This window comes from Larkinella bovis, assembly GCF_042655385.1.
Classification (GTDB): domain Bacteria; phylum Bacteroidota; class Bacteroidia; order Cytophagales; family Spirosomataceae; genus Larkinella; species Larkinella bovis.
Map to the genome: position 1 here is coordinate 210,281 of NZ_JBHSMA010000007.1, position 23,639 is coordinate 233,919.

Genomic DNA, 23,639 nt, shown 5'->3' on the forward strand with positions numbered 1-23,639 from the left:
AACCGGATTGCCACGGTTCCGGCTAAATCTTATTCGTCCGGCAAGCATTTTCGTCTAACGCCCTCCCACTTCCTGGCCGACGGATTCCCGGTTTACCAACTGCCAGTTGTTATCAAAGAAACCGGCTTTCCAGACGCCTTTGACACCGTCTTTCGTCATGTTCAGGCCGAAAATCATAAAATCTGGAAAACCGCTACCGGCGGCAAAATATTGGTTGGCATCGGCTGCTTTCAGCCCAGCCAAACCGGTTCCGGTCACAGCGGCCACCGAAGCCACCGGGCTATCCGGCCGCGGCCACGCAAAATACGCGCTGATATCCTCCCCCGCATAGCGTTCGGTGCCGATGGTCAACTGCCCCCGGCTCACCTGAATCGGGCACGTCGCCAGCAAACTGCTCCACGCCCGGTTTGTTGTGGCGTTTCCGAAAAGGACCACGCCCCGGTCGGCATATCGGGCCGGAGTGAATTCTTTATCGGATACCATATCGACCGCGCCATTGCCCCGGTAATACCAGGTTTCGGCGTCGTAGCGAGCCTTGTTGTATGCCCATTCGTTTTCGGCGGCTGTTCCGGCGGTACCGTATACGAACACCATCCGGTGATTGAACGGTTCTTTAAATGTGCCGTTGCGGTGCGGCCCTTTCTGATGGACCGCCGGTTTTGCCCCAATTTTCCACTGCTCATTCTTAATCAGATACAACCGATCATCGGCATTCCTGACCGAATAACTGACGGTTTTCAGGCTGTCCAGCGTGATGGATACGGTTTCTCCCGGCGCAAAATCAGCCAGACTCAGCGATAACCGCTGCACATTATCGGTTTTTCCGGTGATGGTTCTGGCTTTTTTATCCCGTTTCAACTCGATCCGGCTGTACTGCAACGGATGGTGTTGCTGCTCCACCGATGCCCAGCGCAGGGTCGATGAAATCGCCGGGTTGGCCGTCGTAAAATCGATGGTGTTAACGGCACTGTCGGCCTTGATCCGGTGCCAGCTGAAATAATCGAAAAGCGGTTTCCAGTCGACGCTCTCGTTGCCGTACCAGTGCGAACCGCCCGGGTATTCGTAGTGCGTAAAGTCCGGGTGAAAAGTCCCGAGCAATTGGCGCATCTGGCGGGCGTATTCCACCGAAACCGTTCGGTCGGCGTCGCCGTGCAGAATGTACACGCCCAGCGGCTTGTAGTTCGAAGCCAGCCTGAGCACGTTGCTCGGGTTGCTCGACCGCAACAGCATTTTTTCCATGGCGTTGCCACCTTCTTCCGGGATTTTTCCGTCGTGGGAACCGTAACCGGCCAGGGTCGGATAACCGGCACAGGGGGCAATGGCGGCCCAGTTACCCGGAAAGGTCGCCCCCAGGTACCAGGTGCCGTGGCCGCCCATCGAGTGCCCCGTCAGGTAAATCCGTTGCGGATCGGGCCTGAACTGTTTTTTGGCCCGATTGAACACCTCCAGGGCATCCAGTCGCCCCCAGTCTTCCCAGTTAAACCCGCGTGGCCGGCGATTTGTGGGTGCCACCAGAACCCCCCAGTCCTTGGGTTGGTACGCCCGCGCCTGCCCAATGGCTTCGACACCGGCCCCGTGAACGGAGAGAAACAAGGCGGGCGCCTTGCCATCCGGTTTGCTTTGCGGAGCGACACCGAAATACTGCACACTACCGTCGATCTCGCTGATAAACGTCTGGCTGTAGTGCTCGCCCGGTCCGGCCACGCTCAGGCTTAGTTCTTTTTCATCGACCGGTTTTCCGGCCTGTAGTAAACTCAGAGCAACTTTGCCATCTTCCTTTTTGGAAACCGCCGACGCATCCATGCGGAACCCGACCTTGCGGGTCGTCAGGGCCGGAACCGTGGGAAGTTCGGTAATCAGCTCTTTACCCGCCAACCGGCTTTTCAGTTGCAGGCCCGTCAGGGGTTTACGGGTTGTATTGATAAGGACCACCGCCCCCCACAACGGTTCCGTCTGATTGCCCGGCACTACGCTCGGCAATGTCGGGTCTTCAGTGTTCAGCGCCACCGGTTTTTCCGGAAAAATCAACCGGGCCGTTAAGCCCTGAAACCGCGAAAACTGGGAGGTTCGGACATACAGTTCGTTCAGCCCTTTTTTCAACGCCACCGGCACATACAGCCAACCGAGCGCATACGGATCACCGGCATGCGGAGCTCCGTTGACATAGACCATCTAATGCCCCGTAGCGTGTAAAACCGCCACCTGGTCCCGATCGGCGGTGTAGGTCAGATACAGATACCCGTTATTGAACGAGCGCCCGCGAAATTTCCCCTGCGAATCCGGCGTAACGGTTTGCCAACGCAGCGAATCGCCCCCGACTGCCGTGAGGCTCTGAGATTCAGCCGGTTTTTTCAGATCGCCCCGGTATAAATGATAGGCCAGCCGGTCGGTATACAAAGCTTCGCGTCCGTACTGGTGACACGGCCCAATGGCCAAACCCTGACTGAAGAGGTGCACGCGTTGCGCCTGAATAACCAGACAGCCACTCAGCAGAAAAAGACAACAGGTGAGCAGGCAATTTTTCATCGGACAACAGGAGGGGAAGAAGGATCATTAGCTAATTTTAAACACCCAGGCCGGTTTTCCGGCCAGTTGCTGCCGGACTTTTTCCGGTACCGTCACCTCAACTCCGTTACCCGCTTTTTTCCATTTCAGGGGTTGTTTGGTACCCAGAATGGTCAGGTTGACTTTCGACTGTCCGGGCGCTATGGGCAGGGTCACGGTTGCGGGCAGGGTCGTTTCCGTTTCCGCTGGCAGGTATGACGCATACACGGTTTTTCCGCTGGTCGTAAAGGCCCACTGGTTCTGCCGATACGGTGCCATCGGTTTCGTGCCGTAAATCGACTCGCCGTTCACCTGCATCCAGTCGCCAATTTCTTTCAGTCGGACATACGCTTCCTCGTGCCATTCGCCATCGGGACCGGGGGCAATGTTGAGCAGCAGATTACCATTTTTAGCCACCACATCGATCAGCATTTGCACCAGTTTCCGGGCTGGTTTAAAGTTTTCTTTCGGAATGTACGACCAGCTATCGCCCATCGTCAGACAGGTCTCCCACGGAATGGGCAGGTAATGATCGGGGATTTGCTGCTCCGGTGTGACATAGTTTTCAAATTCGCCCGAAACCGTCCGATCCACCACCAGCAAACCGGGTTGTTTCTGGCGCCCCATCCCGGCAATCCGGGCCATGTCGATGTCCTGGCTGTAGGGAATGGTCCGTTGCCAGCTCACCGTCGAATCGATCGTGCTGGCCGGGCGCACCCAGCCCCCGTCCAGCCACAGAATGTCCACTTTCCCGTAATCCGTCATCAGCTCCTGAATCTGGTTGAAGGTAAAATCCTGATACTTCTTCCACAGTTCGGGGTATTTTTTCGGATCGTAGCTCACGTTGCGGTCTTTCGGCGGAAAATACGGCCACCAGTAGGAATCCACGTTCCAGTCCGGTTTGGAGAAATAGGTTCCAACCATAAAGCCCTGATTCCGAAAAGCGCCCAGAATTTCTTTCGTCACGTTGCTGCGGGGATTCGAGGCAAAGGGCGACTTCGAGCTGGTGATTTTGTAATCGGTCTGCTTCGAATCGAACATGCAGAAACCGTCGTGGTGTTTGGTCGTAAAAATCATGTATTTCATCCCGGCGGTTTTGGCGGCTTCGGCCCAGCGTTCGGGGTTGAAACGGGTCGGATTAAACGTAGTCTGCAGGTTTTCGTAGGCTTTTTTGTAGCCATACCAGTCGTTGGCGTAGGGTCCCCGGCGCTCACACCAGCCTTCGTCTTCGGGACAGAGTGACCAGGATTCGACAATTCCCCACTGGCTGTAGGTCCCCCAGTGCATCAGCAAACCGAATTTGACATCCTGCCACTGATCCAGTTTTTTCTTCACCTGTTCATCTTTCGGCCAGACATATTTGGAGTGATTCTGTTCGGAATGCTGCTGCGCCAAAACGGAAATTGAGACAAAAAGAGCTACACTTAAACTGATAATCCTGTATTTCATGAATTGGTTGGTTAGATTACTTTTCGGGTGGGAGGGCCAACACCGATGACCAGGTTCACCGATCGGTCTGTTAACGAATGGGCTTAATACCGGCTTTCTTCACTTTTTCGATCACAAACGCGCCGATGGCGCTGCCTTGTTTTTGCCCGCTTTCGATGGCGTCGCGGTAGTGAATCCCGCCGTAGAGCCGGGAAATAGCGGCTTCGGCGGCCGCTTCCCGGAACGATTGAAAATCGCGGGTCGGCATGTCAAACAGCACTTCCGTATCATCCGTAAACGCAAAATGATCGCCCATCAGGTAGGTCAGCACTTCGGCCACCGCCGTCGAAATCACACTGTGGCCGCTCGTATATTCCGGAAACGGTGGCGTTTGCAGGAGCGGCTGCCAGCGCGGATCGATGAACCGGTTGATGACGGTTTCGGGCCGGATGCGGTTGCTGCGGTATTTTTCGTCCCAACAGCTGATAAAAGCGTCCATCAAGGTTGCCGCCACTAAGGTATGGACCTGAATCGATCTGGCAAAATCCAGCCCGGCTTTGCGGGTGGCAATGCTGGTAATGTTCATCCAGTGGCCGCCCGGACTGATTTTTTTAAATCCGATCATCATGTGTCCGGACGTATTGATCGCGAACGGGTTACAATCCCAGTAGGAAGCGATAAACCGTTTTTTCTCATCCAGATTTTTTCCCTCGTGGTAGACTTCGTAGGCCAGTTTATAAAACGCGCTGGTCGAATCGTTGCTAAATGCCACGGGTGGTTCGGCCCTAAACTGGCTGCACGTATCGATCAGCATCGGGCGAATGGTCCGCCAGTGGGGTTCAATGGCTTCCATATAGCCCGGTGGCGTCGGATACCAGAAACCGTCGCCCCGGATCGGGCGGTAGCGCAAACGGGTACTCAGTTTCAGGTAATGATCTGCGGCCGCATACGCTACTATTTTTTTGGCAACACCATCCGCAACGGTTTTCGCCTGCGTAATCATGGCGTTCGTATACCCTTCTTTCCGGAGCGATTCGGTCAGTTTTTGCTGTTCCTCTTCCAGCATATACCCCGACGGCAGCATCAGCCGACCGGTTTCCAGCATGCAAAAAAGAGCGGCAATCTGGTGGTTATACGGAGCCGACGATTCAACCGGAATCGTTTTAAAGCTGCGGATGAATTGCGTGGCCGGGGGAATTTCGGGCGTATGCTGCGCCACAATTTCGTGAGCGCCCAGCAAACAGTACGTGTAAAACCGACTGGCAGCGGGCGGATTGGCCACGTCGTGAATCATCACCATCGTGAGCGCAAAAACCGTCGGTTGCAAATGCTGAACCGGGTCAGGCGTTGGTTTCTGGCCCCGGGCGGTATGAATGAACACTAAACTAATCAGGATAAAATACCGCATTCTTCTTATTTCTTGTAAACCTGAAGAGGTTCGTTAAACGCACCGATGACCAGGTATTTCTGCTGCTGGACCTGCAATTCAACGACAGATTTCACATCACCGATGACCGATAAACCCGCCGTTTTCTGATCTACGTAGGTAAAATCTCCTTTCCCGTTACCCTTTAAAAAACAGCCGTAGCTGGCATCCATGCTGCCAATTTTCAGCCGGTTATCAGACTTGTTTCCGAGCAGCAACAGATCCATAAAACCGTCGTGATCGAAGTCTTCCACCAGGGATTGGGTAACGGGAGAAAATTGCGCGGCCAACGGAAGTACCCGCTTTTCAAACCGGCCATTTTTCGAGAGGAAGCAAACGGTATGACACTCCGTTACGGTCATTTTTTTCGCTTTACCCAGGTCCTCCGGCGAAAAAATAGTCTGGAGGGTCGCCGTTGCATAATCTTTGTAATAGCCAAACTTCCGGCGCATCGGAAAAATCTGATCGTTCAGTTCATCCCGACTTACGAACGGATAAGACGTACCCTGAATATAAAAACTGAAAAAAGGATCGATGGAACCGTTGTTATCGAAATCCGCATAAACCAGTTCCGCCGGTTCTTTTCTGGAAAATTTAATCTGGGAATTGTCTCCCAGATTACCGGCGATAATGTCTTTCTGCCCGTCGCCATTTACGTCGGCAATTGTAATGGAAAACCAGAAGCCCGTTTCCTCTTCCGGAAAATACCGGCTCGTCTGATCGACAAAACCATCTTTCGTATTAGCGTATACCTTAACCGGCATCAATTCACCGCACAATACCAGGTCTTTCCGACCGTCGCCATCCAGGTCTTCCCACTGCGCATCGGTCACCATTCCCCCGTTTGCGAACGGGGTTTTGACGATTTTAAACTGACCTTTTCCATTGTTTTCCAGCAAATAAGAGGTTGGTGGTTCGGGATACCGCCCGGGAATAACCCGCCCCCCTACGAACAAATCCAGATCCCCATCGCCGTCGAAATCAAGCACCCGAACGCAGGATTTACTGCTGGCATTCAGCACCGGTAGCGCCGTCGTGATCAGTTTTAAATTTCCTTTTCCGTCGTTGATATACAGGGCATCCTGCAACGAAGGCGAGTTCGGTTCGAATAAGGAATATCCGCCTTTCGCTACGTATAAATCGTCAAATCCGTCGCCATTGGCATCGAAAAAAACAGCCGCCGAAAGGGCCGAATTCGCTTCGTCGCCGATGGTTAATTCTTCGTTTTTTTTGAATGAGCCATCTTTTTGCTGCACCCAGATTTTTCCATTTATATTTTTATCCCCACCGATAAAAAGATCGTCCAGGCCGTCTTTATTCACATCGCCTTTTGCCAAAACCGGCCCGACCTGGGAGTACATAAACAGCATTAACGGTTGCCGCTTAAAATCATTTTCACTGTAGCCTTCGTGCTGAAAGGAAAGGATTGAGTCGGTTTTCCGAAAAACACCGGGCCCATTTTTCTCAGCAAGCAGGCTGCCGGTTTTGGCACCGGTTTCCTGCTGCGTAACCGTCAACACCTGATTGACCGGAACCTGCGTAAGCTTCTGTTCGCTCAGGTTGGGCCAGATGATCTTGATGGAATCGACCCCGGTGGCCTGATCCAGCCCGAAATGAAGCCGGTGGGATTGCGACGAAAGATAGCCCCGAACCGGCTGCTGTTCCTGGTACTGCAACCTACCCTGCGAATACACCGTCACTTTCGCCCCCAGCGCATTCCTGTTCTTGCCGTCACCCACCAGTTTGAGTTGAAGATAGGCGGTTTTTGCTTGCTCCCGGCTCAGGTTCTGGTACACCAAAGCCGGTTCGTTGATGGTGTTGACAATCAGTTCCAGATCCCCATCATTATCCAGGTCGGCGTATACGGCCCCATTCGAAATCGTGGGCGTTTGAAAACCCCAATCCGCCTGTTTATTGCTGAAAGTAAGATCCCGGTTATTCCGGAAAATATAATTGGGTAATTTGGTAGATGGCATTGCCCGAATCAGGTCCATTAATTGCACCGACTCGCGTTTAATCGCTTTCTGTACTTTGTAATCACCCCAGTATTTCAGAAAATCCTTGTTGGTGTAATCGCGCAGATAACCGTTCGTGATAAATAAATCTTTAAACCCGTCGTTATCGAAATCGGCCAGCAATGGTGCCCAGCTCCAGTCGGTATTGGATACACCCGCCACCTGCGCAATTTCGCTAAACGTGCCATTACCGTTGTTCAATTGCAGCATATTCCGCATGTATTGCCGGTATAACTTCTGCTGCATCATCAGCTCAAATGACTCGTAATTCTCCTGCAATTGCAGCAATTTCTGCCGCCGGTTATCTTCCGGCAACATATCCAGCGACATGATATCCGGCAAACCGTCGTTGTTGTAATCGGCAATATCGATGCCCATCGAAAACTGCGCGAGGTGCCGGAAACACTGCTGGGTTTCGTCCCTGAACGTGCCGTTTTTCTGATTGATATACAAATAATCGGATTCGTTGTAATCGTTGGTGACGTAAATATCCTGCCAGCCGTCCTGATTGACATCGGCGATGCAAATCCCCAGGCCAAACGTCAGGGGGTACTGGTGAATCCCGGCTTTTTTCGAAACATCCACAAAGCGGTTATTCTGATTTTCGTAGAGTTTATTACCGGCCCGTTCATCGGTTTCGTTCCGGAGTTTGGCCAGTTCCATATTGTCGTATTTCTTGACATTATGGTTCAACAGCATCATGTCCAGATCGCCGTCATTGTCATAATCGAAAAAGGTCGATTGCGTGCTGTATCCTGGATCATCAAGGCCGTATTGTCTGGCCTGTTCGGCAAAAGTCACGCTTCCATCCTTCGAAATGCCCTGGTTGATAAACAATTGATTCCGGCGTTTCTCATCGTCTACCTTCCCGGAATAACAGACATAAATATCCAGCTTCCCGTCGCCGTTGACATCCGCCATACTGACGCCGGTTTTCCAGCTACCCGGTTTTCCGGCCAGACCCGAACCGGCGCTTCGGGTAATGTCTTTAAACGTCAAGCCACCCAGGTTCAGGTAGAGTTTATTGGGCTTCATATTGGCCGTGAAAAACAGATCGTCCAGCCCATCGCCGTTCACATCGCCCACGGCAATGCCACCGCCGTTGTAGAAGTATTCGTACGCCAGCACGTTCAGATTCTCGGTTTCGTCGATGTCGTTGCTGAAATCAATCCCGGTCTGTTTGGCCGGAAGTAACTGAAACAGCGTCGATTGTCCCTGGGCCGCAGCGACCTGAAGACAGATAAAAAATAGTCCTGCTCTGCTGGCGGTGAACACATTAAACCCCAAAAACCGTAGCGAATTTCCTGAGCGAAGAACCATGATGAGATGCGTAAAACGAAAAACTTCAACGGGTGAAGTTGAAGTTAAAACTAATTTCTGAAAGAATAAACGGTAAGGCAACCACCTGCTGCCTTACCGTCCGTCCCGTTTCTTATTTATCCCACCAAACCCGGCTGGTGAGCAAATCGCCCCCCGTCAACCGGCCGATGGCTTCGGTATAGCTGGCTTTGTTCGTGATGACTTCCGTCGACAGGTAAATCATGCGACGCGGAATCGTGGCATTCGTCACGTTGCCCGGGTAATTAACCGGTGTCAGGGCCGGATAGCCCGACCGGCGCCAGTTGATCCAGGTTTCGACATAATCGCCGTACGTGCCCGTAGCCAGCCAGTATTGCGTGTTGATATCCTTCAGCGAGGCCTCCGTCGAAGTCGTTGTCAATGGATTGGCTGCCGCAAAAGCGGCCGCAACCGCCGGCGTAATGGCCGCTGTTGCATCCAGTTGCGCCAGGGACGTAATGGCCGCCGTAACGCCGTTTGCATAATGCTCGGCCGCGGTTCCCGGTACGTTCCAGCCCCGCACCTTGGCTTCGGCCAGCAGCAGTTCGGTCTGGGCGTAGGTGAAGGTTTCCAGGGTTCCGTTGCGCTTCAGGTAGACCGAAATCCGCATTCTAGAATACTTACCCAGGGGCGCCACATCATTCCCGGTTCCGGTAGCACCGGGATAACCGGCCGATGTCCGAATATCACGTGCCCCACCACTCAGGTCGTATCCATTGGGCAGGCCCATCTGGATTGCCGGTGTATTATCGCCTACTAGCGTCTGGTTCTGGTTGGCGGCCAAACCGGCCTGCGGTACTTCGGCAATGGCACTCAGCCGGGGGTCGTTGGTTGATTTCAGAGCGTCGATGAACGTTTTCGACCACCGCAACTCCCGGAAATCATCGGCCACCTGATAGACGTTGTAAATCCCGGAGGAGGCATTGGCAGGATCGGTGAGCACTTTCGCATTATCCTCGTTCGAAGCAAATACGCCCCCGGCTGCGGCTTTCTCGGCCCAGGTTTTGGCGGTAGCCGGGTCCACTTTCGTTAATCGCATGGCCGCCCGCAGCATCAGCGAATAGCCGAGCTTTTTCCATTTGGCAATGTCACCCCCGTAGTACAAATCGCCCGTCGGTTTCGGTTTGGCCGGGTCCAGAGCCGCCGTTGCCTGCTCCAGTTCCGTCAGAATCGAGGTGTAAATTGACTGCTGGGTGTCATACTTCGGATTGGCGATGCCTTCTTTCACTTTAAACGCTTCCGAATACGGAATATCGCCGTAGACATCCGTGGCCCGCTGCATGTTCATGGCCTGCATGATCCGGCCAATGTTATACAGATTAGCATACTGCTCTTTGCCCTTGGTGAGGTTGATCATTTCGGTCAGAACCGTACCGATGCTATACGCCCGGCTGAACAAGCTTCCCTGGTAACTGGTCGAGTTCTGCGTGTTCACGTATTTGTCGCCGTTGCCGTAATAGGTGAAGGTCGACGCCAGCACCTGCATGCCGGTAGCCTGGTACAGAATACCGTCGTACCCCAGGTTGATATACGTCATCTGGGCGTTGGGCAAAAAGAAGTTCGGGTCCCAGGTTGACTCACTCGACCGGGTCGGGTCGGTGTTGATCTCGTCAAACTTGTCGGTACAGGCTGTTACACAGAGAAATACCAGTGTAACGATATAGAGGGATGTTTTCTTCATGGTTCTCAATTATTTTTTGAAGCGGGCGTTCAAGGTGAAGCCAAACGTGCGGGTTGAAGGCAACTGGGCCCCTTCCGTCCCGGCATAACGCAGGTCGGACGAAAAACCGGCTTCCGGATCGAAGTTCTCCGTATGTTTGAGCAAGGTGGCGAGGTTCCGTCCAACAGCCGACAGCGAAATGGATTCGAACGGCATTTTGCTCGCTGAGAACCATTTGTCGGGCAACTGGTAGGTCAGAACCACCTGACGCAGCTTGATGAAATCCGCATTGAATACGTTCAGCTTCGAGATGTTGGTCACCAGAGCCGGGTAGTACGTATACGCCGGAACGTTGGTCGTATTTTTCTCACCCGTTGCCAGCACCCCGTCGGCTACAACACCGGTTTCGCGGCCTTCCAGCGTCATTTTGTTCAACCCGTCCACGATGGAGTAGTGATTGGTGGCCGAAAGTACTTTCGCTCCAAACTTGTAGTCGAACAGGAACGACAGCGAAACGTTGCCGTAATTCAGGCTGTTGTTCAAACCGCCGTATACTTTTGGAATCGCCGACCCCATCGGCTTCAGGTCTCCTCGTTCCGGAACCCCGTTGGCACCGATAATAACCTGGCCGTTGGCGTTGTATTTGTAATCATAGGCCATTACCTGCGCAGCCGCCATACCCTTCACATGAGCAATGTTTCCGTTCAACGGGCGGTAGGTTCCCAAACCGAGGGTCTGGGTAGCATCCGGACCATCCCCATCGATCCTGACAATGGTGTTTTTTACATTAGTGATGTTAAACGAAACATCCCATTTGAAGGACTTGCTCACGACGGGCGTTCCCGTGATCAGCAACTCAATCCCGGTATTTTTCGTCGATCCCAGGTTCAACACCCGCGAGGTATAACCCGTAGTTGGTGACAACGGACCGCTCACAATTTCATCATTGGTCACCCGGTTGAAGTACGCAAAGTCAATACCCAGCCGGTTTTGCAGGAATCTGGTTTCAAAACCGACTTCAAATTCCGTCAGTCGGAACGGCTTCAGGTTCAGGTTCGGCAATTGTGAGCTAAAACCGCCCTGGGGAATTCCGTTGTAGGTATTTCCCAACGAATAATACTGGCTCGTCAGGTAAGCGTCGAAGGCTTCACCACTGGTCTGGGCGTAGGAAGCCCGCAGCTTCCCAAACTCCAGCACCCGGTTTTTCATTAACTCCGAAAACACAAAGCTGGCCGATACCGAGGGAGCAAAAATGCCGCGGTTAGCCGCCGGGAGCGTTGAATACACGTCGTAACGGCCGGTCGTCGACAGCGTCAGGAAGTTTTTGTAATCAAAATCCGCCGTGTAATAGGCCGACTGTACCTGCCGCTCGTTGTACCCATACGACTGTCCCTTGGTCAGCGTGTTCGACAGCGTGTACAGGTACGGAATGCTCAGACTTCCGCCCGAAACGCCAACGCTTTCGAACTTGTTTTTCCGCAGGTTGGCACCCAGTGCCACGTTCAGGTTCAGATCGGTAACGATTTTTCGGTTGATGCCCAACAAGCCGTCGATGTTCATTTCGTGCCGCTGTTCCTTGCCATTGTTGACACTGCCCAGCCGGGAGTAGGCGGTCCCGTAGGGCGTTACGCTAAAACTGCCATCATTGATGACATCATACCCCACGCGACCTTGCAGATAAATCCAGTCGGCAAACTGGTATTTACCAGTTAGCGCCGAGATCAACCGTTTCCGATCCAGTTTGCTGCGGTACTGATTGACCACAAACCAGGGGTTCGTTTTGTACGTATCATCGCTGAATGTCAACTCATTGCCGGTCAACGGATCATAACCCGGTTTCAGGGCCACCTGGTTGAAGCTCGTCGCCAGCAACATAATTCCGTAGTTCGGGTTCTGGGGCGCATCGCTCAGCGCCGGCCGGTTGCTGTCCTGCTGATCGATGTAGTTCCCCATCACCGTTACATCGAACTTCTCCGTTACCTTCTGATTGACGCTCAGGTTGATGGTTTTCCGTTTTATTCCGCTGTTTCGCACCGTTGCCTGCGCATCCATCGACGACAGGGAAAGGCGGAAACTGGTTTGATCATTTCCACCCGACATGGCCACGGTGTTGGTCAGGGTTGGTGCCGTCCGGTAAAACTGTTCGATATTGTCCTTCACCGGTGAATACGGATATTGTTTGCCATCAAACTGCGTGTACATGGCGCCGTCCATTTTTTCCCCCCAGCTGTAAATCCCGGAGTTGCGGGCGCTGTTCACATCCGTTGGCCGTTTGTTCTGGGTACCCTGTCCGTATACATACTGATAATCGGTCCAGTTGATCACCTTATCGAACTGGATATTCCCATTGTACTCCACCGACAGACCGGAGTTTTTGGTACCGCCTTTCGTTGTAATCAGAATAACCCCATTGGCCGCCCGCGTACCATACAGGGCGGCTGCGGTTGCTCCTTTCAGGACCGTCATCGTTTCGATGTCGTCCGGGTTGATGTTCGCAATCCCGTCCCCGTTGTTGCTGCCCCCCCACTCCCCGGCGTTTCCGCGGGAGGTGTTGTCCATCGGCACCCCGTTGATAACGAATAGCGGGCTTCCTCCACTGAAGTTGCTGACCCCGCGCAGGTTGATCCGCGACGACGAACCCGGCCCACCGGTTCCGGGGGTAATGCTCAGACCCGCCACGCGGCCCTGCAGGGAGTTGATGACGTTGGTTTCGCGGGCCTGGTTCAGGGCCGACGATTCGATCGTCGTTACCGAATACCCCAGAGCGCGTGTATCACGCTTGATCCCCAGGGCCGTCACAACCACTTCTTGCAGCGTGCCTTCACCCGGTTGCAGCTGTACATTAATCACGGACTGGTTCCCCACCGTAATCTCCTGCTTGGCGTACCCAATGTACGAGACCACCAGAACTGCGTTGCCGTCGGGAACCACCAGCCGAAAACTTCCCTCACCGTTTGTATTGGTCCCCCTCGTGGTTCCCTTAATAGTTACGGTGGCACCCGCCAACCCGTTGCCCTTTTCGTCTGACACCGTCCCCGTCACTTCTTTATCCACGGCATAGGAAGGCGAAGCGGCAACTAACAGCCAGGCACCAAAAAAGACAAAAACCTGTAAGCAGGTTTTCAGTAGTTTTTGTTTCATAAACTTCATTATTAAGATTTTTTAGGTGAAATATGAAAAAACAGGGCATTCGACTAAACTTTGAAAAATATAAATTAACACTCGTACTTTTCAGGTTTCAGACAAACAAAACTCCCGTACTACTGTAGATTTTGCTGGAAAATTTTTAAAACACCAAAGAAGATTCGGCCTAATGGGGAAACAACTGCAAATATATTCCTTTTTTAAAAAATTTATTAATCGTACGATTAATTTTAAATTAATATTAAATTTAGATTGTTCCCATACCAAATAGGGATTATCAAATAGCACCAAACCTGCCATACTGCTATTTGGTAAAAAAAGCCGCATACATGGAGAATTTCCCACTGAAAGGATGGGCGACGGCAATTAGCATTATTCCAATAAAGACGATGCGCACCCGATAGCGTCTATTTTCGTGAGCAAAGGAAAGGTTTCCTCAGCGCCGGATCGGCGTCAAAAACGGCTGCTTTTCTCTGGAATGAGCAAAGTGAGCGACGTTCGAAAAACGTAACTTTGCTGTTTATCCAGCAACCAGCATTTCTAATGCCTTTTCATAAAATCGCTCTCTTTGTGTTTGTGGCTCTTTGGGCGGCTTCGTTCGCTTTTGTGGACCAAAAACCGTCCGCAACCCGATTTATCAGTCAGACCGGAAGCGCAGATTCGAGCGCGGGCCGGCAACTGGCTCAGCAATATTGCGGCAACTGCCACCTCTTTCCGGAGCCCCACCTGCTGGACAAAAAAACCTGGCTGACCGGTGTGCTCCCGAATATGGCCCTGCGGTTGGGCCTCAAACTGCCCGGCCAGGATACCCTGAAACCGCTTTCTCCCGAAGAAGAGCAGGCCATTGCCGAACTAACTATTTACCCCGAAACCGCCCAGATTTCGGTCGATGAGTGGGAAAAAATTGTCAGCTATTACGAGATCAGCGCCCCCGCCGAACCGTTACCCCAGAAGCCCTCTGCCCCCATTACTCCGCACCTTCCGCTGTTCAAAGCGAAGGAACTAACCGTTGGTGATAAACAGGTACCGCAAACCACCCTTCTGAAGTACGACCCAAATACCGCCCAACTCTACGTGGGCGATGCCCAGAATGCACTTTATGTACTCGACCGGCAGTTGCAACCCCAGGCTACCTGGTGGATTGATACGCCCCCGACCGACCTTGATTTTCCGAAGAATGCGGCTCCGCGCCTGTTGACGATCGGTATTTTCAGTCCTTCCGACCAGCGCCTGGGCCGGCTCATGACGCTCGAAAAAGCCACCAAACCCGGTTCTTCCGTTGTGAATATCCGGGGGTTGCCCCGGCCGGTGCAATTTGCCTCCGGCGATCTGAACGGCGATGGCAAAGAAGATGTGGTCATTTGCGGTTTTGGCAATAACGCGGGCAAACTGTTCTGGTACGACGGTTTTGACCCTACCAAAGAACACATTCTGAAAGCGTTTCCCGGTGCCCGAAAAGTGGAGATTGCCGATTTGAACCGGGATAAAAAACCGGATATCATGGTACTGATGGCTCAGGCGCGGGAAGAAGTCGTCATTTTTTATAATCAGGGAAACGGAACGTTTAAAGAGAAAACCGTCTTGCAGTTTTCGCCCCTGTTTGGCGCCAGTTATTTCGAACTCGTCGATTTTAACAAAGACGGTTTTCAGGATATTCTGCTAACCAATGGCGATAACTGGGATTACTCGGCAACCCAAAAAAACTACCACGGCGTACGCATTTTTCTGAACGACCGGAAGAACAACTTCAAAGAAGCCTGGTTTTATCCCCTTTACGGTGCCAGCAAAGCCGTTGCCCGTGATTTTGATCAGGACGGCGATCTCGACATTGCGGCCACTTCCTTCTATGCCAATCTGGCCCAGCCCGAACAAAGCTTTATTTATCTCTCCAACGAAGGTCGCCTGAACTTCAAACCATTTAGTACGCCGGAAGCCGCTTTTGGCAAATGGCTGACGATGGAAGCCGCTGACGTTGATCAGGATGGCGACCTTGATATTGTGCTGGGCTCCTACTTTCACACGGTTGGTGAAATGACCCAGTTACTTTTCAGGGGAATCACCTCCTTTCCGCAACTGCTCGTGCTGGAGAATCAGAAAAAATAGAACCGCTCATAAACAGGGAGAGGCAGACCGACCGGCCTGCCTCTCCCTGTTTTATTGGGATGAGTCGCTGATCACACAGCGACTCATCGTTTATGCTTACTTTACATCCCAGAAAATCTTGGTTTTCAGGTTATCCGACGCTCTCACAGCCGCGTAATTCGCAGCATTGTACGTGATTTCGTTGCCGGGAATCGTCCAGCGTACCGGTGGCAGCGTCTGGTTGTTGGCATTGTCAGTCACGAAGCTCAGTGCCGGATAGTCCAACCGACGGGTATCCGCCCAGTTTTCGTAAGGCTGAACCAGGTTGTAATGCAGCCATTTCTGCGTCGCAACCAGTTTCAGTTTGTCAGCGTTGTTCGCTGCGCTACTCCAACTCACCCCTTTACCCGCGATGTAAGCCGTGATGGAAGCGGCCGTTGCGGGTGTTGGTTTCGCCACGCCGGTAATTCCTTCAGCGTTGGTCAATGCTAAAATACCGTTATAGAACTGAACCGATTGTTCGATGGCGGTTTCGTAGGCGGTTTTGGCCCGTGCATCGTTGTTGGTACGCAGGTAATATTCCGCTTTGATCAGGTTCATTTGCGGAGCATTGATCAGGATACCGGGGAAAAACTGGTTACGGCTCAGGGTATACCGGTTATAGATCGCAATTTTTCCGGCATTATACTCAGCGCGCTGCGTGGCTTCCGTACCCAGCGGGTCAATTCCAGCGTACACACCAGCGGCATTGGCACCCGGCTCAAACAGAATCGGCAACCGCGGATCTTTGTTGGTGTTCATGTGGTCGATCATCGCTTTCCCGGCGGTGTTACCAAACCAGTCCGTTGACTCCAATCCATCCCGGAATCCTTTTGAATTGATATCCGTGTTGATATCATACACGTTCATCTGGATGTTCTGAGCGTTGGTTTCAACAATCGGATAGGTGGCTGCATTGCCCAGAATTTCAGCCATTTCGGTGTTGGAACGCGACTTGAAGCTATCCACATCCGAAACCCGGTTCAGCATTCTCAGGCGCAGTGAGTTACAGTACCGTTTCCAGGCAGTCAGATCACCCTTGTTCAGAAAATCCTGGGTCTGGAACGATTTCTGATAACCCGCATTCAGGGTAATGGTGTTCAACTCGGCAGCGATGCTTTTCAGATCGTCCAGCATGAACGTATAGATTCCTTCTGCGGTATCGAATTTAGCCGAAGAAGAAGCATACTCTCCCCCGTTGGTGCTCAGCATTCCGGCTTCACTAAACGGAATCGAACCATGCACATCCACCATGCGTTGCGTGTAATCATACACGTAAATCGCGGCTGCCAGCATGAAAATCCGGCGATCCTTCTGCTGGTCTGCAGGCTTTGAGTTATAGATTTTTTGCAGTTCGCGGTACTGCGCCAGCACGTTATAATAATTGTACCACACATCCTCAATCCCCGAAGACCCCGGCACATACTGTGCGGGTTCGTTGATCCAGCCCGTAGCCTGGGTATAGTGATTGATCGACGTTCTCAGGGTCACAAAATAGTGCCGGTATGCCGGTAATACGTAGTCACGGCTGGCATAAATGACGCCGGTAAACTGCTTTTCAACCGTTGATTCAGCGATTTTAGCCGGGTCTGGGTAAGCTTCCGTAAATTCAGACTCCTTGCAGGAAATGGTTCCCAGCAAAAGCCCTGCAACTAATACGAGTGATATTTTTTTCATTTTCATGATTGCGTTAAAATTAGAAGCTGGCTCTCAACATTACCCCCATCGTACGGAACGACGGGTTGTTTCCTGCGTTGCTGATGTTGTCAACCCACCGGGTACTGGAGTTGGTCTGTTCAGCATCCAGATCCTTGATGGTCCGGTAGAAAAAGAACAGGTTACGACCGTATACCGATACGTTCAGGTTCTGCGTACCAATCCGGCGGGTGATGTTGGCCGGAATCCGGTAGCCAAATGAAATCTCACGCATTTTAATGTAGGTATTCTCCTTCACAAAAAGCTCATACCGGGCATTTCCGTACTGCGGTCCACCCCAGTTGTAGGTAGCATTGTAATACGTTGCCTGGGGCACAACATTCGTGTTGGTTTCGCCGTTGGCCAGTACGCCTTCCATCAGCATCCCGTCGTGGTACACCACCTGACCGTTAGGACCCGTAGCCGCCGTCGTCTGAACGCCTTTGCCGTTCGCATCGATGTAATAGCTCAAGCCACCGTGTTCTTTATCCATGGCGTTCAGGCTTTCCTCGGTTAATCCGCGGGACGTCATCCAGTTGATACCCGTTGGCATAATGTGTCCCCCAAACCGGAAATCGGCCACCAGATCCAGGTTGAAACCTTTGTATGAGAAGTTGTTGATCAAACCACCCGTCAGTTTCGGCATGGCGTTTCCGGCTTTAATCCAGTTGTCGGCATCCAGCTGATACAGACCATTCGCTCCTACTACATTCCGGCCCTGTGCATCTTTCAGGATTCCGTGTACGTAAATATCACCCATTGGACGACCGACGACTGAGCGCAGCTGAGCCGCGTTCCCGTCGTAATCGGCATGCAGCAGTTCGGTGGAGTTGTTGGCCAGTTTTTCGACCTTATTGCTATTCTTAGCCAGGTTCAGCGTAATGTCCCAGTTCAGGTCATCGTTTTTGCCGCGAATTGGCGCGTAGTTCAGTTGCAGTTCCAGACCCTGGTTACGCAGGGTACCAATGTTGGCCAGTACCGTTTTCGCGCCCGAAGTAGCCGCAATGGTCAACGGCAGAATCTGGTCAACGATCTGGGCATTGTAATACGAGAGATCGGCGCTCAGGCGGTTTCTGAAAAACCGGGCTTCCAGACCGAACTCATACTCGCGTTTCTGCTCCGGCCGGATTTTGTCATTGCCGTACTCGCTGCTGATCGTCGTGTACAGGACGGAGCTACCACCGGCCTGCTGCAGGCTCAGGTTGCCCTGGCTGTAAGCGTTGTTGGCCCGGTAAATTTCCGGATAGTTCCCCACAATCCCGTAAGACGCCCGCAGTTTTCCGTAGGTAAAGGCTGCTGGCAAGTCCAGGAAATCACTGAATACCAAGCTGGCGTTGACGGAAGGATAAGTAAACGCATTGTTACCCGGAGCCAGCGTTGAAGTGCGGTCCCGACGGATCGTTCCTTCCACAAACAGGAAGTTTTTATAATCGAAGTTTACCGATCCCATGTACGCATCCCGGACGGACCGGTAGCGGGTGTTCTGACCACCGGCGGTATTGACGGAAGCCGAAATGTCGAAGAAGTTCTCCGTGCTCAGACCGCCATTCGTCCAACGGCTCAGAAACGTATTCAGGTCCTTGCGGGCGGTATAACCGGCTCGGGCCGAAAGCGTCATGGCCTCGTTCAGTTTGCGGGTATACGTCAGGAAGGCATCTCCGTAGACACTGTTGTACAGATTGTTGTCCATCCGGAACTCTCCTGAGTAACCAAACGCCAGGGGTCGGTCGCTCCGCTTTTTATCTTCAATCCGCTCCGAGGTCATGTCGGTCGCAATCCGGCCGCGCAGGTTCAGCCCTTCGATAATATCCCAGTGCTGGGTCAGGCTGGCAATCACGCGGTTGCTGTATTCATCATACGTGTTCGCCCGGGTGCTCCATACGTAATCCCCGATATCTGCCTTGAAACCGTTCCGAATGATGTTTTCTTCCGGGGTCAGGCTTTGGTTGGTTCCGGTTACAAACTTGTAGCCCTGGCTGGTCTGGTACTTGTTGAAATACCAGTCAGCGGATTCAAAGCGGTTCATCATCCCCGTAAAGTTGTTGATCATCCGATCCACTTTGTAGGGGCGGTTGTGCGTATACTGATTCACAAAGTTCACCATCAACTCGGTCCGCAGCTTCGGATTAATAGAGAAGCTCGAGTTCAGGTTCATGATGTTCTTGCTGTTTTTTGCATTGTAGCTGATCATGCCGTTATCCTGACGCGTGTACGAAAACCGCAGGTTCGAATTATCCGTTGCTTTCGAAACCGCCAGGTTGATGTTTGAACTGCTGGCGTTATCAAACAGGTCGGCATAGCTGTTGTTGGAAGCCACGTACGGACGAACCACGCCATCGAATGCCATTACCGGCTGACCGTCAAACTTCGGCCCGAAGTTTACCGACGCATTCAGCAAACCGCGGGTATCACCCTTGCCGTCGCCATCCGTATCATACATGATAAAACCGTTGGCATCCTGTCCACCATCCAGGTAGTTCAGCATGTAACCAGGTCCACGAACATTTTGATAACGAGGCAGATACGCAATTTTATCGACACTGTAGTTGGCACTGAAATCAACTCCTAGTCCTTTTTTGCCTTTTCCGCTTTTCGTCGTCACCAGCACCACCCCGTTCACGGCTTCAGAACCGTACAGAGCGGCCGCCGAAGCACCTTTCAGAATGGAGATGTTTTCGATATCGGCCGGGTTCAAATCCAGCAAACCATTACCGCGTATACGCTGGTCGCCCCAGTAATCGTTGTTGCGAGCCTCCCCGTTCCGGATGGGGATACCATCCATCACAATCAGGGGTTGCGTGTTTCCCGTAATGGATGTCAGACCCCGGATGCTGATGCTAACCGCACTGGTTGCCCCACCCGGCGTTGCGTTAATAACCACCCCGGGAGCTTTTCCGTAAAGGGCCGTTGCAAAGTTGGGCGATGCCGCTTTGACCAGCGATTCGTTGTTAACAACCGTCGTAGCGTACCCCAACGCCTTTTTTTCCTGCGAAACCCCAAAAGCGGTGACGACTACCTCGTCGAGCACTCCAGCTTCTTCGTCCAGCGTAAGGTCCACAACAGACCGGTTGGCGATGGCTATTTCCTGCGTTTTATAACCGATGAAAGAAAAAACCAGCGTTCCATTTTTGCTGGCGGACACACTATACTTACCATTTGCATCAGTCGAGGTACCCGAAGTAGTCCCCTTCACAACAATCGAAACCCCTGGCAAAGGCTGTCCATCCTTGCTTGCTGTTACAGTTCCCGTAATCGTCTGAGCGAATGCGGGGCCGCTTATTACCAGGAGCATGATAATAAGCCTGAGTAATTTTTTTGACATAAAATAAAGATAGTGAAGTTTAATTGACTAGATATTAACCACAATATTAATAATTTTTTTAAAAATAGGCTTTCGTTAAATAAATAATTTGGCTAATTATTGTCAAAACTTTAAATTATAGTTAAAAATAGAGGTAGGCCAAGAGGGAATTCTGCGTATTGCCCGAAAGACCAACAGGAGAAGAAAAGGCGGGCTGGGTGAGGTCGGTTTTTGTAGGTAACCGCCTGAAAATGATGAAAACACCCGGCAGGCCCAGTCCGGCCAAATGGGCTAAAAGCGGAAAAGGGTTCATGAAAAGCCCGAAAGTTATTCCTTCCGGTACTTTCCACGAACCACTCTTCTAAATAGTGTACGGGATTAATTATTCAGGTGTACAAAACCGCCGTCGATGGGGTAATCGCAGCCGGTGATGAAACCGGCTTCATCGGAGCAGAGGTACAAGGCCAGTCCGGCAATTTCAGCCGGTTTGGCCATGCGGCCAATCGGTTGAGTAGCGGCCAGTTTGGCAAACATTTCAGCTTCCCGACCGGGGTAATTCTTCGCCAGAAAACCGTCTACGAACGGGGTATGCACCCGGGCGGGTGAAATACAGTTGCAGCGAATGTTGTGCTTCAGGTAATCCTTGGCCACCGACAACGTCATCGATACCACCGCTCCCTTCGTCATCGAATAGGCAAACCGGTCCGGGATGCCAACCGTGGCCGCAATCGAGGCCATGTTGAGCACCACGCCCCCGCCATTGGCTTTTAAATGCGGAACGGTAGCATACAGACAGTTGTAAGCACCTTTCACATTCACCGTAAAGACGCGGTCGAAATCCGCTTCCGTGGTGGTTTCCACCGTCCCGATATGCGAAATTCCGGCGTTGTTGACCAGAATATGAATAGCCCCGCCCGTGGCAATCTGATTGATCACCTCTACCACCTGCGCCTGGTTCGATACATCGACCGCGTGGGCGTGCGCCCGCCCGCCGTTGGCATTGATTTCCTCGGCAACCTGCCGGGCCAAATCGGCATTCAATTCCAGAATATGCACCAGCGCCCCCGCCTGTGCGAAGGTCTGCGATATCGCCAGCCCAATCCCACTGGCCCCACCGGTTATGATAGCAACTTTATCGTTTAAGCTGAACATGGGTTTATGAAAGAGTGAAAGTGCGAAAGAATAAAAGAGCGCAGTGTAAATTCGCTCTTTCACTCTTTCACTCTCTCGTTAACTAAAGTGAAACGCCCCGCTTCCACGGAATGAAATCGTCCTGGCCGAGTTGCTGGGCTTTGGTTCGGACTTCGCCACTGGCCAGCCGGATAACGTATTCGAGCATGGCTTCCGCGTTCTGCTCAATCGTTTCCTTGCCTTCGATAATCGGTCCGCTGTCGAAGTCAATCACGTCCGGCATCCGTTTAGCCAGCGCGGTATTCGTCGAAATTTTGGCAACCGGGCAAATCGGGTTCCCCGTCGGAGTCCCTAAACCGGTGGTAAACAGAATAATATTCGTGCCCGAACCGGCCATCCCCGTAGTGGCTTCCACGTCGTTACCGGGCGTACACAACAGGCTCAAACCAGGCGTAGTGGCCGGTTCGGTATAATTCAAAACATCCGCAACGGGCGACGTACCGCCTTTTTTGGCGGCCCCCGCCGATTTAATAGCGTCGGTGATCAACCCATCGCGGATGTTGCCCGGCGACGGATTCATGTCAAAACCGGACCCTACGGCTTCGGCTTTGGCCGAATAATCCCGCATCAGATGAATGAATTTCAACGCTTTCTCGTCCGAGGTGGCGCGGTTGATCAGTTCCTGCTCCACACCGTTCAGTTCCGGAAATTCGGCCAGCACGGTTTTAGCCCCCAGCGTCACCAGAATATCCGACAAATGCCCGACCGCCGGATTGGCCGACAGGCCCGAAAAACCGTCGGAACCACCGCATTTCAGCCCAACCGTCAGTTTGCTCAATGGCGCTGGCTGGCGCTCGATTTTGTTGGCTTCGATCAGGCCGAGGAAGGTTTCGCGAATGGCATTCGTCAGCATGGCGAATTCGGTGCCCTCCTGCTGTTCGAAAATCAGCATGGGTTTGTTGAATTTCGGATTGCGTTTCCGAACCTCGTCCTCCAGCATCGACGTCTGCGTATGCTGACAACCCAGGCTCAACACCGTGACGCCCACCACGTTGGGATTATTGATAAAACCGGCAAACAAACCGCAAAGGGCTTCTGAATCCTGGCGCGTTCCTCCGCACCCCATTTCGTGCGTCAGAAATTTGATGCCGTCGATGTTTTTGAAGGGCCGCTTGACCGTCGGTTCTTCGAGGGTCCGCATGATCGAAGGATCCGCAAACGGCTCCATTTTATGCACCTTATCCACTTCACCGGCCTTGTAGAGTTGCAGCAGTTCGTGCACCTGCTCCCGGTAAATTTCCGACTGGGCATAGCCCAACTCCCGCTCGAAGGCATCTTTCAGAATCAGGATATTGCGGTTTTCGCAAAAAACCAGCGGCACTACCAGCCAGTAGTTCGCCGTTCCGACCATGCCATCGGCGCGGTGGTAGCCCATGAACGTCCGGTTTTGCCAGGCCGACACATCGGGCGGTTGCCAGGAATACGGTTGTTTTTTCTCAATTCCGTATTCGTCCGAATCGTGTTTGAGGTTGAAGGTGGTAATCGGCTCCCCGCGTTTGATGGGTTGCGTGGCCTTTCCAACCAGGACGCCGTACATAATAACCGAGTCCCCCGTATTCAAATCTTCGGTCACAAATTTATGTTTGATCCCGACGCCGACCGGCAACGTATAGGTTTGTCCCTCAAAATCAATCTGTTCACCGGGCTGGAAATTCTGGAGGGCAACAATTACATTATCGGCGGGGTGTACTTTCAGAACTTTATGCTGCATAGTTATAACGAGTAGGAATAAGGTCGCGACTCCGACCCTTCGAATCACGGTTGAATTCGGGGACA

The 23,639-nt window shown here is 52.4% G+C and carries 12 protein-coding genes; 1 reads left to right on the forward strand and 11 read right to left on the reverse strand.

Annotation, left to right across the window (positions count from 1 at the left end):
* Positions 1–54 precede the first annotated feature (54 nt).
* The 7 genes from ACFPMF_RS20365 to ACFPMF_RS20395 form a co-directional block, all read right to left on the reverse strand.
* A complete protein-coding gene (locus ACFPMF_RS20365) occupies positions 55–2,172 on the reverse strand; it encodes a carboxylesterase family protein (protein WP_379848576.1) in 2,118 nt (705 codons plus the stop codon).
* Positions 2,173–2,526 carry a hypothetical protein gene (locus ACFPMF_RS20370; RefSeq protein ID WP_379848577.1) on the reverse strand — a complete coding sequence of 118 codons (354 nt, stop codon included), beginning with the start codon at positions 2,524–2,526 and terminating at the stop codon, positions 2,173–2,175.
* A gap of 27 nt (positions 2,527–2,553) precedes the next feature.
* On the reverse strand, positions 2,554–3,993 hold the full coding sequence (locus ACFPMF_RS20375) for an alpha-L-fucosidase (RefSeq protein WP_379848578.1): 1,440 nt from the start codon (positions 3,991–3,993) through the stop codon (positions 2,554–2,556).
* Positions 3,994–4,063: 70 nt separating this feature from the next.
* Positions 4,064–5,380 carry a vanadium-dependent haloperoxidase gene (locus tag ACFPMF_RS20380; RefSeq protein WP_379848579.1) on the reverse strand — a complete coding sequence of 439 codons (1,317 nt, stop codon included), beginning with the start codon at positions 5,378–5,380 and terminating at the stop codon, positions 4,064–4,066.
* Positions 5,381–5,385: 5 nt separating this feature from the next.
* The gene (locus ACFPMF_RS20385; RefSeq protein WP_379848580.1) at positions 5,386–8,733 is read right to left on the reverse strand and encodes a VCBS repeat-containing protein; all 3,348 of its coding nucleotides are present in this window, start codon (positions 8,731–8,733) and stop codon (positions 5,386–5,388) included.
* A gap of 112 nt (positions 8,734–8,845) precedes the next feature.
* Positions 8,846–10,432: a SusD/RagB family nutrient-binding outer membrane lipoprotein gene (locus tag ACFPMF_RS20390; RefSeq protein ID WP_379848581.1), complete on the reverse strand. Its 1,587-nt coding sequence runs from the start codon at positions 10,430–10,432 to the stop codon at positions 8,846–8,848.
* Between the two features lie 9 nt (positions 10,433–10,441).
* Positions 10,442–13,552, reverse strand: a complete 3,111-nt coding sequence (locus tag ACFPMF_RS20395; protein WP_379848582.1) for a SusC/RagA family TonB-linked outer membrane protein — start codon at positions 13,550–13,552, stop codon at positions 10,442–10,444.
* A gap of 546 nt (positions 13,553–14,098) precedes the next feature.
* Here ACFPMF_RS20395 and ACFPMF_RS20400 point away from each other — a divergent pair.
* On the forward strand, positions 14,099–15,658 hold the full coding sequence (locus ACFPMF_RS20400) for an FG-GAP repeat domain-containing protein (RefSeq protein ID WP_379848583.1): 1,560 nt from the start codon (positions 14,099–14,101) through the stop codon (positions 15,656–15,658).
* Positions 15,659–15,754: 96 nt separating this feature from the next.
* Here the strand turns inward: ACFPMF_RS20400 and ACFPMF_RS20405 are convergent, their stop codons facing one another.
* From ACFPMF_RS20405 to ACFPMF_RS20420, 4 genes are all read right to left on the reverse strand, one after another.
* Complete coding sequence (locus ACFPMF_RS20405) at positions 15,755–17,353, reverse strand: SusD/RagB family nutrient-binding outer membrane lipoprotein (protein ID WP_379848584.1); 1,599 nt, start codon at positions 17,351–17,353, stop codon at positions 15,755–15,757.
* A gap of 19 nt (positions 17,354–17,372) precedes the next feature.
* Positions 17,373–20,693 (reverse strand): SusC/RagA family TonB-linked outer membrane protein, encoded by a 3,321-nt coding sequence (locus tag ACFPMF_RS20410; protein WP_379848585.1) that lies wholly within the window; start codon positions 20,691–20,693, stop codon positions 17,373–17,375.
* 357 nt (positions 20,694–21,050) lie between these two features.
* A complete protein-coding gene (locus ACFPMF_RS20415; protein WP_379848586.1) occupies positions 21,051–21,824 on the reverse strand; it encodes an SDR family NAD(P)-dependent oxidoreductase in 774 nt (257 codons plus the stop codon).
* Between the two features lie 82 nt (positions 21,825–21,906).
* The gene (locus tag ACFPMF_RS20420) at positions 21,907–23,574 is read right to left on the reverse strand and encodes a UxaA family hydrolase (protein WP_379848587.1); all 1,668 of its coding nucleotides are present in this window, start codon (positions 23,572–23,574) and stop codon (positions 21,907–21,909) included.
* Between the last annotated feature and the right edge of the window lie 65 nt (positions 23,575–23,639).